Genomic DNA, 19,041 nt, shown 5'->3' on the forward strand with positions numbered 1-19,041 from the left:
CGCAGCGTACGGCGATGGCTACATGATCGAGACGCCCGGATACCGACCAGAACGCGCCACTTCGGGCCGTTGATCATGCGACACCGGCCTGGCCTCCGCAACAGATTTCGTTGACTGTCAGTAATCGACATGTGACAGTGGGCAACGCGCAATTTCGTCGGCGAACCCGGACGACAGGCGCGGTGGCGTCACCGCAGTAAGGAGAAGAAATGCTGGTTCGCAGGCCCTGCCCCGGCTCCTCCCCATTCCTACCCACGGTCATGACGATGGCCGGAGTCGCGCTGTTCACCGCCGCGCTCGCTCCGGACGCCGCCCGCGCCACATCCCGCCCGCGGACGTCCCACGCGCAGGCGGCCCGCGCGCAGGCGGCCCGCGCGGGTACGGGCCGCGCGCACGCGCTGCGGCAGGCGGTGAGCACGGTCGCCTGCGGCGGCTCGCAGACCGTCGCCTACTCCCCCGGGCTGACGACGGAGCCACAGGAGATCACCATTCACGGCACGTCCACTCTCACCCGGTGCGCCTCCAGCGCGGACCCGAACATCACCGCCGCATGGTCGACCTTCCACGCCACCGGCCGGCTCTCCTGTGTCTCCGGCAAGTACTCCGGCACCCGGAAGGTCGTCTGGAACAACGGCCGGACCAGCACGATGTCCTTCAGCTCGGTGGTGTCGGTCGACGCCGACCGGAGCGTGGCCGCGGTCAAGGGCACGGTCACCGACGGGGAGTTCCGCGGGCGGAAGTGGAGCGCGGCCTTCACGATGTTCGCCTCCCGGCCCCGGAACTGCGCCACCAGGGCGGGCCTGCCCACGATCGCGGGCCGGTTGCTGCTGACCGTCGGCTCGACCGTCCCCGTCCTCTCGACACCGCCGCTGTCCCGCCCGACCCGCCGCTGACCGCCCGCCACCCCGCGCGAAGCGCGAGCGGGAAGCCGTCCACAGGTCGTTCTCGGTGCTTGACCGGAGAGGCTGGAAGCATCCGGCACCGGGCGCGTTCTCGCGGGGGGCGCGGCATGTGCTCTACCACATCGATCGGTCCCGAGTCATGGAGACTCCCCCTGTGGAGTGGCCGGGGCAACCGGTCTAGGTTCGCTGGCATGAGTGGTGAGACGGCGAAGCCCGGGGACCTGGCCGGCCGGACCGCGGTGGTGACCGGCGGGGCGAGTGGCATCGGGCGTGCGTGTGCGCGGAGGCTCGCCGAGGCGGGCGCGCATGTGATCGTGGTGGACGTCAGCGCCGACGGGGCGAAGGAGGCGGCGAGCGAGGCGAGCGGCGAGTACCGGGTGGCCGACCTGTCCGAACCGGACGTCGTGGACACCCTGGATCTCACCGCCGACATCCTCGTCAACAACGCCGGTCTCCAGCACGTGGCGCCGGTGCACGAGTTCCCGCCGGAGGAGTTCGCGCGGATCCAGCGGCTCATGGTGGAGACGCCCTTCCGCCTGGCCCGCCGGCTCCTTCCCGGGATGTACGCCCAGGGCTGGGGCCGCATCGTCAACGTCTCCTCGGTGCACGGGCTCGTCGCCTCGCCGTACAAGGTCGCCTATGTCACCGCCAAGCACGCCATCGAGGGCATGTCCAAGGTGATCGCGCTGGAGGCCGCCGAGCACGGCGTGACCTCCAACTGCGTCAACCCCTCCTACGTCCGGACACCGCTGGTGGAGAAGCAGATCGCCGCGCAGGCCCGCGCGCACGGCCTCAGCGAGACGGAGGTCGTCGAGCAGGTCATGCTGGAGCCGGCCGCGATCAAGCGGCTGCTCGAACCCGCCGAGGTCGCCGACGTCGTGGCCTACCTGTGCTCCGAGCAGGCGGCGTTCATCACCGGCTCGTCGATGCCGATCGACGGAGGCTGGACCGCGCACTGACCCTCGACTCCGGATCCACCGCCTCCGAACGCACCGCCCCGGACGCGCTGCTCCCAGACGCCCTGACCCCCACTCCGACGCACTGCCTCCCCGAATCCGGACCCTCCTCGTGAACACGCGGATCTTCTTCGAACTGCTCGCCCGCGAGGCGCCGGCGGTCGACTTCGAGACCCCGATCGCCGAGGCGAGAGCCGCCGGTGCCTCCCCCGCCGCCCTCGCCGAGCTGGAACAGGCGAAGACGGCCGCGTTGCGCGTACGCGCGCTGCTGGCGCGGCGGGCGCGGCGGGAGGTGGAGCTGTCCGCGCTGTTCGAGACCGCGAGCGACCTGGCCGGCCTGCGCGACCTGGACGCGGTGCTGAACGCCATCGTGCGCCGGGCGCGGCAGTTGCTGGGCGCCGACGTCGCGTACATGACGCTGAACGACCCGAGCCGCGGCGACACGTACATGCGCGTCACCGACGGCTCCATCTCGCGGGCCTTCCAGACGCTCCGGCTGCCGCTCGGCGCCGGGCTCGGCGGGCTGGTCGCGCAGACCGGCGCGCCGTACGCCAGCTCCGGCTACCTGACCGACGGGCGGTTCCGGCACACCGGGTCGATCGACGGTGGGGTCACCGAGGAGGGGCTCGTCGGCATTCTCGGCGTGCCGATGCGGCTCGGCGACCGGGTCATCGGAGTGCTGTTCGCCGCCGACCGGGCCGAACGCTCCTACGCCCAGGAGGAGGTGGCGCTGCTGTGCTCGCTGGCCGCCCACGCCGCGGTCGCGATCGACAACGCACGCCTGCTCCAGGAGACCCGCGTCACGCTGGAGGAGCTGAGCGCGGCGAGCGAGGCCGCGCGGGTGCACAGCGACGCGGTGGAGCGGGCCGCGCGGGCGCACGACCGCATGACGGACCTGGTCGTACGGGGCGGCGGGGTCGAGGACGTCGCTTCGGTGGTGACCGACATCCTCGGCGGTTCACTCGTCGTGCTGGACGCCGACGGCCGCCGCCTCGCCGAGGTCGGCCGGGTCGATCGGGTGGACGAGGATCTGATCACGCGGGCGCGCACGCTGGGCCGTACGGCCCGGCGCGGCGACCTGCGCGTCATCACGATCGGCGCGGGCGCGGAGGTGCTCGGCACGCTGGCGCTGCACGCCGCCGGTGACATCGCCGACGCCGACGAGCGGATCCTGGAGCGTGCCGCGCTGGTCATGGCGTTGCTGCTGCTGTTCCGCCGCAACATGACCGAGGTCGAGGGCCGGGTGCGGGGCGAGCTGCTGGACGACCTGGTCGCCGGGCACGTCTCGGACCCGGACGCGCTCGACGCCCGCGCCCGCCGGCTGGGCGTCGACCTGAGCGCCGACCACGTCCTCGTCGTCGCCCGGCACCAGGGCCGGCGCGAGCAGGCGGCGTTCTGGGCGTCGTCGTTCTCCGCGGCCGAGCACGGCCTCAGCACCGCCTACTCCGGCGAGGTGGTGCTGCTGCTGCCCGGCGACCACCCGGAGGAGGCCGCCGCCCGCGTCGCCAAGGAGCTCGGTGCCGCGCTCGGCCTGCCCGCCACCGCCGGCGCGGCCGGCCCGGTCGTCCTGCCCGGCGGCGCCGCGACGGCCCGCCAGGAGGCACGGCGCTGCGCCGACGCGCTGCTGGCCCTCGGCCGCGAGGGCGACGGCGCGAGCGCGGACGGCCTGGGCTTCGTCGGGCTGCTGATCGGCGAGGGCGGCGACACGGGGGCGTTCGTCGAGCGCACGCTCGGCCCGGTCATCGCCTACGACGAACGCCGGGGTACGGCGCTGACGCGGACGATGGCGATCTACTTCGGCACCGGCGGCAGCCTCGCGCGCACCGCCGAACGCCTGCACATCCACACCAACACCGTCACCCAGCGGCTGGAGCGGATCGGCCGGCTCATCGGCGCCGACTGGCAGCAGGCCGACCGGGCGCTGCAGATCCAGCTCGCGCTGCACCTGCACCGCCTGCGCGCCAGCCTCACGTCCTGACCGGTTCGCCGTTCTCCCGCTCGTCGGAGGCCGCGGAGGGTTCGGCGACGGCACGCCCGCGGGTGCGGCGCCCGGTGGTCAGCCACGCGGCGGTGCCCCAGATGCCACGCCGGAAGACCAGTACGGTGAGCGCGAACACGGTGCCCGTGACGATGCCGGTCTCCTCGAAGCCGGCCGTGGACAGGTAGTCGCCCAGCTCGACGATCAGGCCGGCGCCGATCACCCCGCCCCACAGAGTGCCGATGCCGCCGAGGACGACCATCATCACGACCTGGCCCGAGGTGGTCCAGTAGACCTCCTCCAGCGAGACGAAGCCGTGCCCCATGGTGAACAGTCCCCCGGCCAGCCCGGACAGCGCGGCGGACAGCACGAACGCGAGCAGCTTGTACCGGTCGACCGGGTAACCGAGCGCGCGGGCGCGCGCCGGGTTGTCGCGCACCGCGACCAGCACCCGGCCGAACGGCGAGCGCACCACGCGCCAGGCGAACCACAGCCCGAGCACGGCGATCGGCAGGCCCGCGTAGTAGAAGAAGAACGGGTCGGACAGGTCGACGCCGAAGAAGTCGCGCGGGATGCCCTGCAGCCCGTTCTCCCCGCCGGTCAGGCCGCGCCACTGGTTCGCCACGAAGTAGACCATCTGCGCGAACGCCAGCGTCACCATGGCGAAGTAGATGCCGGTGCGGCGCACCGACAGCCAGCCGATCGGCACCGCCAGCACGGCCGCGCCCAGCGCGCCGCCCAACACCGCGACCGGGAACGGCAGCCCGCTGTGCAGGGCGATCAGCCCGGTCAGGTACGCCGAACTCCCCCAGAACGCCGCGTGCCCGAACGACAGCAGCCCGGTGAAGCCGAGCAGGATGTCGACCGCCACCGCGAACAGCGCCCAGCAGACCATGTCCATCGCGACCGGCGGATAGATGATCCACGGCAGCGCGAGCGCGACCAGCAGGCCGACGGCGAGCAGGACGGGCCGGGCGGCCAGCCTCCGGAGGATCACGCGACTCCCTCCTCGCGTCCGAACAGCCCCGCGGGCCGCCAGAGCAGGACCACGACCATGAGGATGAACACCAGCGTCTGCGACAGCGACGGCACGTAGAAGTTGGTCACGGCGGTGAGCACGCCGACCGCGAAGCCGGACACCACCGACCCGAAGATCGAGCCGAGCCCGCCGATGACGACCACCGCGAACACCGCGATGATCAGGTCCGATCCCATGAGCGGGTTGACCGCGCGCATCGGCGCGGCCAGCACCCCGGCGAGCCCGGCCAGCGCGATCCCGGCGCCGAACACCGGGGTGACCCACCGCCCGACGTCGATGCCGAGCGCGCGGGTCAGCTCCGGCCGTTCGGTGGCGGCCCGTACGATCATCCCCGCCCGCGTACGGGACAGCACGTACCAGACGACCAGGCAGGCGACGACGGCGACGCCGAGCACGAACACCCGGTACGACGGGTAGGAGAACAGCCCGAGGTTCACCGAGCCGGACAGCGCGGACGGGCGCGGGTACGGCTGCGACTGCACGCCGTACTCCCGTTTGACCAGGTCCTGCAGGATGAGCGCGATCCCGAAGGTGAGCAGGAAGTTGTACAGCGGGTCGAGCGCCGCGAGCCGGCGGATCAGCAGGCGTTCGACGGCCACACCGGCGACGCCGAGCACGATCGGCACGACGGGCAGCGCGATCCAGAAGCTGACGCCCGCGTCGTCCAGCAGCACGTACGCGCCGAACGCGCCGAGCATGTAGAACGCGCCGTGGGCGAAGTTGACCACGCCGAGCATGCCGAAGATGACCGCCAGCCCGAGGGCCAGCAGGGCGTAGAAGGCGCCGCTGACGAGGCCGTCGAACGCCTGTTGCAGCATCGGACCTCCCTCAGAGCCGGCAGGCCGCGTCGGGCTGCTGGAAGGCCTGGTCGGCGGGGACGGTCTTGAGGATCTTCTCGTAGTCCCAGGGCTCCTTGACCTCCGAGGACGGCTTGACCTGGGCGAGGTAGGCGTCGTGCAGGAGGAGGTGGTCCTGGGCGCGGATCGTGCCGTTCTTGGCGAACACGTCGTTGAACTTGTAGCCCTCGAGCTGCTTGACCACGGCGTCGGACTTGTCGGTGCCGGCGCGCTGGACCGCCTCGAGGTACTCCATGGCGGCGGAGTAGTTCGCCGCGTGCGCGAAGGTCGGCCGCTTGCCGGTCTTGGCGAGGAACCGGTCGGCCCACGCCCGGTTGTCGGGGCTCGCGTTCCAGTACCAGGCGTCGGAGAACTTCGTGCCGGCGAGCGCGTCCGGGCCGACCGAGTGGATGTCGGTGAGGAACATCAGCCCGATGGCCAGGCCGATGCCCTTCTTCTTCAGCCCGTACTCGTTGTACTGCTTGACGAGGTTGACCAGGTCACCGCCGGCCTGCATGGCGCCGAGCACCTGCGGCTTGGGGTTCAGCCCCGGCGCCTTGAGCAGGAACGTGGAGAAGTTGTCGCTGGGGAACGGCGTCGGGTCGTTCTTGACGATCGTGCCGCCGGCGCCCTTGATGGCGGCGCTGAAGCTCTTGGTCATGTCCTGCCCGAACGCGTAGTCCGGGTAGATGATGTACCAGTTCTTCGCGCCGTCCTTGGTGACGGTGTCGCCGGTGCCGTGCGCCAGCATGTAGGTGTTGTAGCCGTAGTGGAACGTGTACTTGTTGCACTGCGCGCCCTCCAGCGCGGTCGTGCCGGCGCCGATGTCCATGAAGATCTTCTTCTTGGTCTTGGCGACGCCGGCCACGGCGAGGGCCGCCGAGGAGGTCGGCACGTCGAGGATGGCGTCGGCGTGCTGCCGGTCGTACAGCTCCTGGGCCTTGGAGCTCGCCACCTCGGGCTTGTTCTGGTGGTCGGCGGTGGTGACCTCGATCTTCTTGGCCACGGCCTTGCCGCCGTACTTGGCCTTGAAGTCGGCGATCGCCATCTTGACCGCCTCGACGCTGGCCTTCCCCGACAGGTCGGCGTAGACGCCGGACTGGTCGTTGAGCACGGCGATCTCGATCTTGCCGTCGCTGATCTTCCCGCCGCCTCCGCCGGGACCGCCGTTGCACCCGGCGGCGAGCAGGGCCACCCCGGCGGCCAGCGCGACCGTACGGCCGAATGGTCTCATCGCGTTCTCCTTCAGATTCCGAGGTAGCCGAGGAGCTCGTGCTCGCGCGCCTTGACCTCGGCGTTGTCCATCGATTCGGCGATCCGGCCCTCGGCGAGCAGGTAGTGCCGGTCGGCCACGGTGGCGGCGAAGTGCACGTTCTGCTCGATGAGCAGGACGGTGACCCCCTGGTCCTTGACGTCGCGCAGGATCCCGCCGATCTGCTGGACGATCAGCGGGGACAGGCCCTCGGTCGGCTCGTCGCACAGCAGGAGCCGCGCGCCCATCCGCAGGACCCGGGCCAGCGCGAGCATCTGCTGTTCGCCGCCGGACAGCCTGGTGCCCGGCGAACGCCGCCGTTCGCGCAGCCGGGGAAAGGTGTCGTACACCTGCTCCAGCGACCACGGCTTCGGCCCGGCCACCGGCGGCAGCAGGAGGTTCTCCTCGACCGAGAGGTTCGCGTAGATCCCTCGGTCGTCGGGGACGTAGCCGAGCCCGCGCCGCGCCCGCCGGTGCGGGGCGAGGCGGGACACGTCCGCGCCCAGGAACTCCACGGTGCCCTCGGCCTGGGCGTGCAGGCCCATGACGCAGCGCAGCAGGGTCGTCTTGCCCGCCCCGTTGCGGCCGACCAGCGTGACGATCTCGCCCTCGCCGACCTCCAGGGACACCTCGCGCAGGGCCCGCGCCTCGCCGTACCAGGCGGACAGGCGGTCAATCCGAAGCATCGGCGTCTCCCAGGTAGGCGGCGACGACCCGGGGGTCACGCCGGATCTCGGCGTACGGCCCCTCGGCGAGGATCCGGCCCGACTGCAGGACGGTGACCTTGTCGGCGAGCGAGGCGACGACGTTCATGTTGTGCTCGACCAGCACGACGGTGCGGCCGTCGCGTACCCGGCCGATCAGCTCGACGGTGGCGTCGACGTCCTCGGCGCCCATGCCCGCGGTCGGCTCGTCCAGGAGCAGCACCTTGGGGTCCAGGGCGAGGGCCAGTGCCAGTTCGAGGGCCCGTTTGTGCCCGTACGAGAGGGCGCCCGCGTGCGTGTCGGCCAGGTCGGCGAGCCGCACCTGCGCGAGCAGGTCCCGCGCGCGGCCGGCGAACCGGCCCATCCGCTTGTCCGAGCGCCAGAACCGCCAGCCGAGCCCGGTGCCGCCCTGCAACGCCAGCTCGACGTGCTCCCGGGCGGTGAGCTGCGCGAACAGGCTCGTGATCTGGAAGGACCGGGCGACTCCGAGGCGGGCGATCCGCTCGGGCGACCGGCCGGCCAGCTCGTGCTCGCCGAACGTGACGCGGCCCGCCGTCGGGCGCAGGAAACCGGTGAGCAGGTTGAACAGCGTCGTCTTTCCCGCGCCGTTCGGGCCCACGAGCGCGTGCACGCCGCCTTCGGGGACATCGAGGTCCACGTCGTCGACCGCACGGAAGCCGCGGAACTCCTTGGACAGGCCCCGGGCGCAGAGAACCGCTGCCATCCGCTCTCCTGTTTCGCCGTTGTCGCGCCGGTATCCACACCGTTCGTTGACCGGGAACCCTAGGACGCGCTCCGGTGGCCGACCATGTGCCGCGGCCACACATTCGTACGCGGGGAGGCGTCCGTCTCCGCCATAGAGGCCCGGTCACCACGGGCGCAGCGGCCGGATCCTCCCCGCCGTCGGTGGCTGATGTGGGTCACGCACACGTCCGGCGACGCGAAAGTGTGGCGACGGGCGATGGAACGCGGGCCGCCCGCGCGGCGACGATTGCGGGCGTTCTCGGGGGCGCCGACGACGCAGGGAGCCTCCATGCCGCGTACCCGTCTCCTCGCCGCGCTGGCCCTCGGGCTCGCAGTGACCGCGTCTCCGGTCACTGCGGCCTCCGCCGAACGCTCGTGCGACGTCGCCATGCCGGGCGCGGCCCATCAGGTCGGCGCGTGCCTGCCCGACCTGACCACCGCCGGCACCGTCACCGACGGCCACAGCGACCCGGCGCAGTGGGCGGGCCTCCAGCCGGCCGGGGCGCGCAACCCCACCGGCGTTCCTGGCACGCAGATCGACGGCTACTTCCCCGACACCTCGACGCTGAACACCACCCACGGCTGGAACCACGACTCCCAGTTCGTGATCCGCCTGCCCGACCGCTGGAACGGCGGGCTCGTGGTCACCGGCACGCCCGGGAACCGCGCGCAGTACGCCAACGACTTCACCATCGCGGACTGGGTGCTCGCCCAGGGGTACGCGTACGCGGCGACCGACAAGGGCAACGTCGGCTCGGCGTTCTACCGGGACGGGCGGCGCCCCGGCGACGCCGTCGCCGAGTGGAACGCCCGCGTGACCCAGCTCGCCCGCGCGGCGAAGGCGGTGGTCGCCCGCAGGTACGGGCGGGCGCCCGCGCGGACGTACGCGGCCGGGATCTCCAACGGCGGCTACCTGGTCCGCTGGCAGCTGGAGAACCACCCGGAGCTGTACGACGGCGGCGTGGACTGGGAGGGCACGCTGTTCCGCGCGGACGGCCCGAACCTGTTCACCTACCTGCCGTCGCTGCTGAAGAACTACCCCGCCTACGCCGCCGGCTCGGCCGGGGCGCACCGGGCGCTGCTGGACGCCGGCCTCGCGCCCGGCTCGGAGTTCCTCTGGCCGTACCACGAGCAGGTCTACTGGGACCTGACCCAGCGGATCTACCGGGAGGAGTTCGACCCCTCCTACGACGGCGCCACCGAGGCGGGCACGCCGTACTGCGCGAGCGGCACCCCCGCCTGCGACGCCGACTACGACTACGCCACCCGGCCCCGGCCGGTACACCGGGCAGTCGCCCGCGTGTCGCTGACCGGGCGGATCCGCAAGCCGCTGATCACCCTCCAGGGCACGCTGGACACCCTGCTGCCGATCGCGCTGGACGGCGACGTGTACGCCCGCATGGTCCGCGCGCACGCCGGCCCGCACCAGGGCGCGTTCCGCTACTACCGGATCGCGGGCGGCAACCACGTCGACGGGCTGTACGACACGTATCCCGACCGGCTGCGGCCGATGCTCCCGTGCTTCCGCGCCGCGTTCACCGCGCTGGAGGGCTGGTCGGCCGGCCACACGCCGCCTCCCAGCGCGACCCTGCCCAGGCCGACCTCCGGGGACCTCGCCAACACCTGCTCGCTGACACCCTGACCAGCGGGCCTCCCTTCGGGAAGGAGCACCAATGAGATCCGTACTGCGCCACCTCCGCCGGGGCGCCGTCGCGCTCGCGGCGACCGCCCTGCTCGGCACCGGGGTCGCCGCACCGGCCCACGCCGCGACGCTGGGCCGCTACAACGTCAGTACCGTCTACGACTCGGGGGTGTCCTCCGGCGGCTTCATGGCCGACCAGCTCCACGTGGCCTACTCCGGCACGATCAAAGGCACCGGAATCTTCGCGGGCGGCCCGTACCACTGCGCCCAGGGCAGCCTCACCACGGCCGAGCTGGCGTGCATGTACAACATCCAGAGCCGGAACCTGCCCTCGCTGGAGCAGACGGCGCGCACCCGCTCCGCGCAGGGCACGATCGACAACGTCGCGAACCTGTCGGGCCACCGCGTGTACGTCTTCCACGGCACCGCCGACACGACGGTCACCGTCGGCTCGTCCAACGACCTCGTGCAGTTCTACCGGGACTTCGGCGCGAACGTGACGTACGACAACACGACCCCGGCCGCGCACTCCTGGGTCAGCCCACTCGGCCCGAACGCCTGCGGCACGAGCTACACGCCGTACATCAACAACTGCGGCAACGACCCGGAGCGGACGATGCTGACCCAGCTGTTCGGGTCGGTCGCCGCACCGGCCGCGAACCCGTCCGGCAGCGTGGTGTCGTTCGACCAGAACGCCTACGCGCCCGGCGGCAGCGCGAGCGCGATCAGCATGGGCGCCACCGGCTACGCGTACGTGCCGCCCACCTGCGCCGCGGGCGCCTCGTGCCGGCTCATGGTCGCGCTGCACGGCTGCCTGCAGGGCGCCGGCTCGATCGGCACGACGTTCGTCACCAAGGCACACCTGAACGAGTACGGCGACACGAACAACATGATCGTCCTCTACCCGCAGGCCACCGCGAACTTCGGCAGCAACCCACAGGGCTGCTGGGACTGGTGGGGGTACCTGAACGCGGGCAACTACGACACCCACGGCGGCGCGCAGATCGAAGCGATCATGAACATGGTCCACGCCCTCGGCGGCTGACCATCACCCCCGCACGGGCCCGCGCCACCACGACGCGGGCCCGTCGCTTACCAGCGGAGAGTTCTCTCGCTTCCCCGTACGTCGCTGATGCTCGCGGACCCGCCAGGGCGCTGGTGGTCCGGGCGTCGTCGCGCTGGGAGGCGTGCTTGACGACCCAGTCGGCGACGGCCTGGCCGTGGCGACCGGGGCGGGTGCCGGCCAGCACGACAGCGATTTTGATCATGGTCCTCTCAGCCGATGGGCAGGCGGAATGGCGGTGAAGGTGGCTGCTTGCCAGGTGGGGTCGGCGGGGGTCAGTTCTGCTGTCGCATGGCGGCGAACCCGGTGAACTGGTCGACCAGGCGGGTGACGGGGTCGGGGCCGAACAGCTGCTCCAGGGATGCGGCCGACTCGGTGGCCGAGGCCTCGCTGCGCGGGAACAGCTCGGATTCGTAGCTCGCCAGGGCGGTCCCGACGTCCCCGGGGTGGGCGGCGATGGCCTGGCCGAGTTCGGCTCCGTCCAGCATGGCGAGGTTGGCGCCCTCGCCGGCGAACGGTGACATCAGGTGCGCGGCGTCGCCCAGCAGCGTCACGCCGGGCGTGGGGTCCCAGCGGTGGCCGACGGGGAGCGCGTGGATGCGGCGCGGCACCAGGGCGCCGTCGGCCTCGGTGATGAGGGTCGCGAACGCGGGGTCCCAGCCGGTGAAGTGGGCCAGCACGGCGGCCTTGGCGCCGGCGGTGTCGGTGAAGTCGATGCCGTCCAGCCAGTCCTCGGCGGCCCGCAGGGCGGTGTAGACGTGCAGGCTGCCGTCGGTTTCGCGGTGGGCGAGGATTCCCTGCTCGCCGTCCAGGGCGATGAAGAAGCCGCCGCCGATCAACTCGGCGCTGCCGGGGTGGCGGGTGTCGGCGTCCAGCAGGTCGAACTCGACGAAGGAGATGCCGGCGTAGGACGGTGTGGCGTCCGAGACCAGCGGCCGGATCCGGGACCAGGCGCCGTCCGCGCCGACCAGCAGGTCGGTGGTGATGGTGTCGCCGCCGGCGAAGGTCACCTCGTGGCGGCCCTGGCCCAGCGGCCGGGCGCCGGACGCCTTCGCGCCCCACCGGACCGTGCCCTCGGGCAACGAGTCCAGGAGCAGGTCGCGCAGTTGGCCGCGGTCGACCTCCGGGCGGTCACCGGTGCCGTCGTCCTCCTCCTGCAGGGCGACGCGTGCGTCGCGGTCCAGCAGGCGCAGCGCCTGCCCACCGGGGTGGACGATCGCGCGGAACGGCTCGTACAGGCCGGCGGCGCGCAGCGCGGCCTGCCCGGAGTCTTCGTGGATGTCGAGCATGCCGCCCTGGGTGCGGGCGTCCCGGCCGGTCTCCCGATCGAACACGGTCGCCGGGATCCCGTGCACACGCAGGACACGGGCCAGGGTGAGGCCGCCGAGGCCGGCCCCGACGATCGCGATGGGGTAGTGGGTGTTCATCGGTTCCTCCAAGGGGTGTGCAGGTAGCCGCTCATCGGGTCGGTGAGGCCGCGGAGGGCGACTGCCCGGCAGGGGGCCTGGCCAGGGTGCCGGGGCCGGCTTTGCGGAGCGGTACCTCGATGACGAAGAACGCCGCGGCGCAGGCCACCGCGCAGAGCACGGCGCCGACCGTGAAGATCGTCTGGGTTCCGTGGACGAAGCCCTCGATGTGGTCGGCGTGGCCGTTCACCGAACGGTTGAACAGGGCGCCGAAGACGGCGACGCCGATCGAGGCGCCGATCGTGCGGAAGAGGTTGATGGAGCTGCTGGCGGCGCCGATGTCGCGCAGGTCGACGGCGTTCTGCGCGATCGTGCCGGCCATCTGCATGCACAGCCCCATCCCGGCGCCGAGGACCGCCATGTAGCAGCCCGTCACCAGGCGGGACGTGTCATCGCCCATGGAGGCGAGCAGGCCCATGCCCACCGTCATGAGGGCCGCGCCGACGATCGGGAAGATCCGGTACCGGCCGGTGGCCGACATGATCTTGCCCGCGACGGTGGAGACGACGAGCACCGGCAGCATCATCGGCAGCATGAGCAGGCCGGAGTTGGAGGCCGAGGCGCCCTGCACGGTCTGCTGGAACAACGGCAGGTACAGGCCCGCGCCGAACGTGATCACGCCCGCGGCGAAGATGACGCCGACCGCGATGGGGAAGTTACGGTGCCCGGTGAAGATCCTCAGCGGCAGCAGCGGCTCGGCCACGCGACGCTCTACCGCGACGAACCCCAGCAGGGACAGGACGGCCACGACGCCCAGTCCACCGGCCTGCCAGGAGACCCAGGCGAAACGGTCACCGCCCCACGTAGTGCCCAGGACGACGACGGTGATGAGAACACCGAACAGCCCGATACCGGCCCAGTCGATCCTCGCCTTGATCCGCTGGACCGGCAGGTGCAGCATCAGCTGAACCCACACCAGGGCGATCAGGCCGAGCGGCAGGTTGATCAGGAAGGCCCAGCGCCAGCTCAGGTGCTCGGTGACGAAGCCGCCCAGCAGCGGGCCACCGATCGTGCCGATGGCCATGACCGAAGCGGTCAGGCCCTGGTACCTGCCGCGTTCGCGCGGGGGGACGAGCGCGGCGATGAGGGCGAAGGCACCCGCGCCGATCCCTCCGGCCCCGATGCCCTGGAGCGCCCGGAAGGCGATCAGCATGCCCATCGAGGTCGCGGTGCCGCACAGCGCGGAGCCGGCGACGAAGAGCGCCACCGCGGCCAGGTACATCGGCTTGCGGCCGAAGAGGTCTCCGAACTTGCCCCACACCGGCGTGGTCACCGCGGTCACCAGGGTGTAGACGGTGACCACCCAGGACAGGGAGGTCAGACCGCCCAGGTCGGCGACGATCGTGGGCATCGCGGTGCTGACGACCATGTTGTCGAGCATCGACAGCAGCATCGCCAGCATGACCCCCAGCAGGACCATCCGGACCGAACGCCCAGCCGGTGGAGGCCCCTGTGGCACGGCGGTGGAAGTCATATCCGTTCACCTTCCGGGACAAGTTGAGAACGAGCATACTAGTGATGTCGCTCTAAAAACATAACAGCTCTACTTAGAGGGCTGTTACACCTCGCGGTAGACTGGCGGCATGATCGAGGCCGGCATGGGACGCCGCGAGCGCAAGAAGGCCCGCACCAGGCAGGCGATCGCCGACGCGGCGCTGGAGCTGTTCCTGGAACGCGGCTTCGACCAGGTCACGGTCAAGGACGTCGCCGAAGCCGCCGACGTGTCGATGAGCGGCCTGTTCAAGCACTTCCCGACCAAGGAGTCCCTGGTCTTCGACCAGGAGGACGACATCCGGGCCGGCATCGCCTCCGCCGTCCGCGACCGCCCCGAGGGAACCTCCGCCCTGCAGGCCCTGCGGGCCTGGCTGCTGCACAACACCTGCCAGGAGGCCGCCGATCCGGACACCGCCGCCTTCCTGGACCTGGTCGCCGGCACGCCGGCGTTGAGCGACTACGCGCGCCGCATGTGGCTGGGGTACGAAGAGGAGCTGGCCGAAGCGATCCGCCAGGCGGGGCCCGACTCCCCCGGCGCCGCCATCGCCGCCCGGGCCGTGGCCCGGTTCGTCCTGGACCGCGCCCAGCCCTGGCGGCGCCACGATCCCCGCGCCGAACTCGACGCCGCCTTCACCCTCCTGGCCGACGGCTGGCCCGCCCCCGAGCTGCGCTCCGCGCCGTACGATCCGCCGCGGACCTCGGTCTCCGGGGCGTCGCCGTCACCGGCCCGCCCGCCGGGGCTGCGCGAACGCAAGAAGGCCCAGACCCGGCAGGCCATCACCCGGGCAGCGCTGGAGCTGTTCACCGCACGCGGCTACGACGACGTCGGAGTCCGCGAGATCGCCGACGCGGCCGGCACCTCGATCGCCACCCTGTTCGCCTACTTCCCCGACGGCAAGGCCAGCCTGGTTTTCCCCGGCGACCGGGCCGCCCACATCGCCGCCCTGGTCGACGCCGTCCACCACCGGTCTCCCGGGCAGACCGTCCTGCGCGCGATCCACGACCACATGGCCGAGCGCGGCCCGTTCGCGGCGAACCGCACCCCGGACGAACAGCGCGCCCTCGACCTGATCCGCGCCACCCCCGAACTGAGCGACTACGCGCTGCACTCCTGGACCGCGGCCCAAGACGCCCTCACCACCGCCATCGCCCACGAGGCCGCGCTCTCCGGCGACGACCTCACCGCCCGGCTCCTGGCCCGCTACACCCTGCAGATCCCCGACCTCGCCAACACCACCCCCGACCCCCGCCAAGCCCTGGATGTCATCACCGACCTCCTCGAACACGGATGGCCCGCCGGTGTCACCGGCCCGCACCGCTGAAGGCGGCACGGCGTCCGGCGCAGCGCACCCCGTCACTTTGCGTGACGCCTATCGTGTACGCATGAGAAGAGCTGCCCTCACGCTCTGCGGCCTGGCCGTGGCCGCGCTGCTCGGCCCGGCCGGGACGGCGGTCGCCGCGCCGCGCCCGCGCCTCGTCGCGCTGAGCTCGGTCGACTCGACGATCATCCAGGACATCCGGTACGCCACACCGCACAACTTCACCGGCCGGGTCGTCCCCGGTTACCAGGCGCCGCTGTGCCTCCTGACCGCTCCGGCGGCGCGGGCCCTGCACCGGGTACAGCAGAACCTGACCCGGCGTGGTTACTCGCTGAAGGTGTACGACTGCTACCGTCCGCAACGGGCCGTGGACCGGTTCGTGGCGTGGTCGCGCGACTCCGGCGACCGCACGATGAAGGCCGAGTTCTACCCCGAGGTCGACAAGTCCCGGCTGTTCGACAAGGGCTACATCGCCCGCCGGTCCGGCCACAGCCGCGGCAGCACGGTCGACCTGACGATCGTGAAGCTGCCGGCCCCACCCACCCGGACGTACCGGCCTGGCGAGCCACTGGCCTCCTGCTACGCGCCGCGCGCCCAGCGGTTCCCCGACGCGTCGATCGACATGGGCACCGGCTTCGACTGCTTCGACGAGCGCGCCCACACGCTCGACCCCCGGATCACCGGCACCGCCCACGCCGACCGCCTCTGGCTGAAGCGCCTGATGGAGAAGGCCGGCTTCACCGGCATCCCCGAGGAGTGGTGGCACTTCACGTACCGGCGGGAGCCGTACCCGGACACCTACTTCGACGTGCCCGTCTCCCCCGCCTCCGCGATGACCTGATCTCATGGCCCGGAGCGAGCCGGCCGCGCACGCTCAGGCGTCGTCGTGGTCGAGCGACGCTCGCGGCGTTCAGCCGGCCGATCGCTCCGCGACGGCTTCGGCGATGATCTCGATCAGCGCGTCGGTGGTCGGGGCGGTGGTCAGCCCGCCTTGGGCGATGCGGGCGTTGCCCCCGCCACCACCGCCGAGCCGCCGGATGGCGCCCTCGACCAGCGCGTCGGCGCGCAGGCGGTCGCCCAGGCTCTCCGGGACGCCGACGACCAGGGTCTTCTTCTCCTCCTCCGCGGCGGTCCAGAGCAGGACGACCCGGCCGCGTTCGCCGGCTGCGCGCCGGGCCTCCTTGCGCAGGCCGCCGACCGCGCCGTCCGCCTGGGCCAGCATGACCGGGACGTCGTTCACCACGGTCTCGACGGTGTTCGCGAGCGTCGCGGTGTCGCGCGCCGCCTTCGGTGTCCTGGCCGTCTCGACGAGACGGCGCACCGCGGGCACGACGTCTTTGGGCGACGTCCGCAGCGCGCCCGCCACCTCCGACAGCGCCGCCGCCTGCGCGAGGGAGTGGTCCACCGCGCACCGCCGCGTCACCGCGACGATGCGGCGGACGCCCGAGGCGACGCTCTGCTCGGACACGATGCGGAACGAGCCGAGCTGTGACGTGTGCTCCACATGCGTGCCGCCGCACAGCTCCCTGGAGAAGTCGCCGAACGACAGCACGCGTACCGCCCGGCCGTAGTCCTCGCCCTCCAGCGACACGGCGCCGGACGCCTTCGCCTCCTCCGGCGCCATGACCTCCACGCGGCGCGGCGCGTCGGTCAGGATCCAGTCGTTGACCAGCCGCTCGACCGCGGCGAGCTCCTCGCGCGCCGGAGGGCCGGGGTGGGTGAAGTCGAACCGCAGCCGCCGCGGCTCGACCAGCGAGCCCGCCTGGCGTACGTGCGGGCCCAGCACCGCGCGCAGGGCCGCGTTCAGCAGGTGCGTCGCGGTGTGGTTCGCCGCCGTGTCCGCGCGGGAGCACGGGTCCACCGTGAGCGACACGGTGTCGCCGACCCGCAGGACTCCCGTGCGGACGCTGACCCGGTGCAGGTAGCCGCCGCCGGCGTGCACGACGGTGTCGCTGATCTCGCCGAGCGCCTCGTCGCGGCCGACGGCGCGTACGGTGCCGCGGTCGCCGATCTGCCCGCCGCCCTCGCCGTAGAAGGGCGTGCGGTCCACGATCAGGTCGGCGTCGGAGCCGGCCGCGACCGCGTCCACGGTCGTGCCGCCGGAGAAGAGCGTCAGGATCGTGCCCTCGGCCGACAGCGTGTCATGGCCGAGGAACTCCGTCGCCGGGCGGCTCGCGACCGCGGCGGGCAGCACGTCGTCCACCCGGAGCCGCCGATCCGTCCTGGTGCCGCGGCTGAGCTCCCTGTGCCGCCGCAGCGCGTCGTCGAACTCCTCGCGGTCGAGGCTCACGCCCCGCGCGGCGGCCAGGTCACGGGTGATCTCCACCGGCAGTCCGTACGTCGCGAACAGGTGAAACGCGTCCGCGCCGCTCACCCGGCCGTGCCGGGCGACGACCCGGTCGAGCCGGTCGAGGCCGCGCCGGACGGTGTCGCCGAACTCGTCGCGCTCGCCGATGATCGCCGCCGTGACCGCCGCCTGCTCGGCGACCAGGTGCGGGTACACCGGGCCGAGCGAGCGCACGACCGCGTCGACGACCGGCGCGACGTCGAAGCGTTCGCGGTCGCGGCCCATCGCCAGGGTCACGCACTTGCGGATGAGGCGGCGCGGGATGTAGCCGCGGCCCTCGTTGCCCGGCCGGACGCCGTCGGACATGATCGCGACGGCCGCGCGCAGGTGGTCGGCGATCACCCGGTGGTGGTGCAGGACCTCGCCGCTCTCGCCCAGGACGTCCTGGACCGTACGGACCAGCGGCGCGAAGAGGCTCGTGTCGTAGACGCTGTCGAGGCCGTTCAGCGCCAGCTCCAAGCGCTCCAGGCCGGAGCCGGTGTCGACGCTGGTGAACGGCAGCGGCCGCAGCACTCCGTCCAGCCCCTTGTCGAACTGCATGAAGACGCCGGCGTTCCAGATCTCGATGTAGCGCCGGCTCGTGTCGAATTCTCCGCCGGGCACGTACGCGGGCCCGAACTCCTCGCCGGTGTCGAGGAACACCTCCGTGCACGGCCCGCAGGGACCGCTCTGGCCCGCCGGGCCCCAGAAGTTGTCCTCCGCGGGCAGCGCGACGATGTGGTCGCGCGGGACGCCGGCCCGTTCCCAGGCGCGCGCCGACTCCTCGTCCGCCGGCAGGCCCAGCGTCTCGTCGCCGCCGAACACGCTGACGTAGAGGCGCCGGGGGTCCAGGCCGAAGTCGCCGGTCACCAGGGCGTACGCGAGCTCGACCGCGCGCTCTTTGAAGTAGTGGCCGATCGACCAGCTGCCGAGCATCTCGAAGTAGGTGATGTGGTGGCGGTCGCCGACGTCGTCGATGTCCTTGGTGCGGACGCAGCCCTGGACGTCGCACAGGTCCGGCGCGGGCGGGACCTTCTCTCCGCTGAAGTACTTCTTCAGCGGTGCCATCCCGGCGTTGACGAACAGCAGCGTCGGATCGCCCACCGGCACGAGCGAGGCGCCCTCGATGCGCCGGTGGCCGTTGCGTTCGAAGAAACGCAGAAAGGTCTCACGGATGGTGTCGCCGTCCGTCGCGGGCACCGTACCGCCCTCCCTCCGGCAGCCGGAATCCGGCCGTCCAGGTCGTTCACGTGTTCGCGGCATCGTAGGAAGGCGGCGTGCGGGGACACGAACGAATTTTCCACCGGGAGGCCGCCGGCG

Annotated in this window: 15 protein-coding genes; 7 read left to right on the forward strand and 8 right to left on the reverse strand. The window is 72.0% G+C overall.

The window, feature by feature from the left end; translation table 11 throughout:
• The first annotated feature begins 209 nt into the window (after window positions 1-209).
• The 3 genes from ABEA10_RS16055 (at window position 210) to ABEA10_RS16065 (ending at window position 3,836) form a co-directional block, all read left to right on the forward strand.
• On the forward strand, window positions 210-893 hold the full coding sequence (locus tag ABEA10_RS16055; protein WP_345464134.1) for a hypothetical protein: 684 nt from the start codon (window positions 210-212) through the stop codon (window positions 891-893).
• A gap of 200 nt (window positions 894-1,093) precedes the next feature.
• Window positions 1,094-1,861 (forward strand): 3-hydroxybutyrate dehydrogenase, encoded by a 768-nt coding sequence (locus ABEA10_RS16060; RefSeq protein WP_329238403.1) that lies wholly within the window; start codon window positions 1,094-1,096, stop codon window positions 1,859-1,861.
• Between the two features lie 109 nt (window positions 1,862-1,970).
• Window positions 1,971-3,836 (forward strand): helix-turn-helix domain-containing protein, encoded by a 1,866-nt coding sequence (locus ABEA10_RS16065; protein WP_345464142.1) that lies wholly within the window; start codon window positions 1,971-1,973, stop codon window positions 3,834-3,836.
• On the opposite strand, the gene ABEA10_RS16070 is transcribed toward ABEA10_RS16065, so the two are convergent.
• From ABEA10_RS16070 to ABEA10_RS16090, 5 genes are read right to left on the reverse strand one after another with little or no spacing between them, the layout of a single operon-like run.
• A complete protein-coding gene (locus ABEA10_RS16070) occupies window positions 3,826-4,833 on the reverse strand; it encodes a branched-chain amino acid ABC transporter permease (protein ID WP_345464145.1) in 1,008 nt (335 codons plus the stop codon). The genes ABEA10_RS16065 and ABEA10_RS16070 overlap by 11 nt on opposite strands.
• Entirely contained in the window at window positions 4,830-5,693 is an 864-nt protein-coding gene (locus ABEA10_RS16075) for a branched-chain amino acid ABC transporter permease (protein ID WP_329238410.1), read from the reverse strand. Before ABEA10_RS16075 ends, ABEA10_RS16070 begins: the two co-directional genes overlap by 4 nt.
• 10 nt (window positions 5,694-5,703) lie before the next feature.
• Window positions 5,704-6,945 (reverse strand): ABC transporter substrate-binding protein, encoded by a 1,242-nt coding sequence (locus tag ABEA10_RS16080; RefSeq protein WP_345464150.1) that lies wholly within the window; start codon window positions 6,943-6,945, stop codon window positions 5,704-5,706.
• Between the two features lie 11 nt (window positions 6,946-6,956).
• Entirely contained in the window at window positions 6,957-7,649 is a 693-nt protein-coding gene (locus ABEA10_RS16085; RefSeq protein ID WP_329238416.1) for an ABC transporter ATP-binding protein, read from the reverse strand.
• On the reverse strand, window positions 7,636-8,391 hold the full coding sequence (locus ABEA10_RS16090) for an ABC transporter ATP-binding protein (protein ID WP_345464153.1): 756 nt from the start codon (window positions 8,389-8,391) through the stop codon (window positions 7,636-7,638). The genes ABEA10_RS16085 and ABEA10_RS16090 overlap by 14 nt, the downstream gene beginning before the upstream one ends.
• A 309-nt stretch (window positions 8,392-8,700) precedes the next feature.
• Between ABEA10_RS16090 and ABEA10_RS16095 the strand changes: the two genes are divergently transcribed.
• Window positions 8,701-10,053: a tannase/feruloyl esterase family alpha/beta hydrolase gene (locus ABEA10_RS16095; RefSeq protein WP_345464156.1), complete on the forward strand. Its 1,353-nt coding sequence runs from the start codon at window positions 8,701-8,703 to the stop codon at window positions 10,051-10,053.
• Window positions 10,054-10,084: 31 nt separating this feature from the next.
• Entirely contained in the window at window positions 10,085-11,098 is a 1,014-nt protein-coding gene (locus ABEA10_RS16100; RefSeq protein WP_345464159.1) for an extracellular catalytic domain type 2 short-chain-length polyhydroxyalkanoate depolymerase, read from the forward strand.
• Window positions 11,099-11,391: 293 nt separating this feature from the next.
• Here ABEA10_RS16100 and ABEA10_RS16105 read toward each other — a convergent pair whose 3' ends face one another.
• Both ABEA10_RS16105 and ABEA10_RS16110 read right to left on the reverse strand, forming a co-directional pair.
• Entirely contained in the window at window positions 11,392-12,543 is a 1,152-nt protein-coding gene (locus ABEA10_RS16105; RefSeq protein ID WP_345464162.1) for an FAD-dependent oxidoreductase, read from the reverse strand.
• 31 nt (window positions 12,544-12,574) lie between these two features.
• Window positions 12,575-14,056: an MDR family MFS transporter gene (locus ABEA10_RS16110; protein WP_345464165.1), complete on the reverse strand. Its 1,482-nt coding sequence runs from the start codon at window positions 14,054-14,056 to the stop codon at window positions 12,575-12,577.
• 109 nt (window positions 14,057-14,165) lie between these two features.
• On the opposite strand from ABEA10_RS16110, the gene ABEA10_RS16115 reads away from it, so the two are divergent.
• Window positions 14,166-15,398, forward strand: coding sequence for a TetR/AcrR family transcriptional regulator (locus tag ABEA10_RS16115; protein ID WP_345464168.1), 1,233 nt, complete (start codon window positions 14,166-14,168; stop codon window positions 15,396-15,398).
• Window positions 15,399-15,459: 61 nt separating this feature from the next.
• The gene (locus ABEA10_RS16120; RefSeq protein ID WP_345464171.1) at window positions 15,460-16,236 is read left to right on the forward strand and encodes a M15 family metallopeptidase; all 777 of its coding nucleotides are present in this window, start codon (window positions 15,460-15,462) and stop codon (window positions 16,234-16,236) included.
• Between the two features lie 69 nt (window positions 16,237-16,305).
• Here the strand turns inward: ABEA10_RS16120 and alaS are convergent, their stop codons facing one another.
• On the reverse strand, window positions 16,306-18,921 hold the full coding sequence (gene alaS, locus ABEA10_RS16125; protein WP_345464173.1) for an alanine--tRNA ligase: 2,616 nt from the start codon (window positions 18,919-18,921) through the stop codon (window positions 16,306-16,308).
• Window positions 18,922-19,041 lie beyond the last annotated feature (120 nt).

The sequence above is a fragment of the Actinoallomurus oryzae genome (genome assembly GCF_039541955.1).
GTDB lineage: Bacteria > Actinomycetota > Actinomycetes > Streptosporangiales > Streptosporangiaceae > Actinoallomurus > Actinoallomurus oryzae.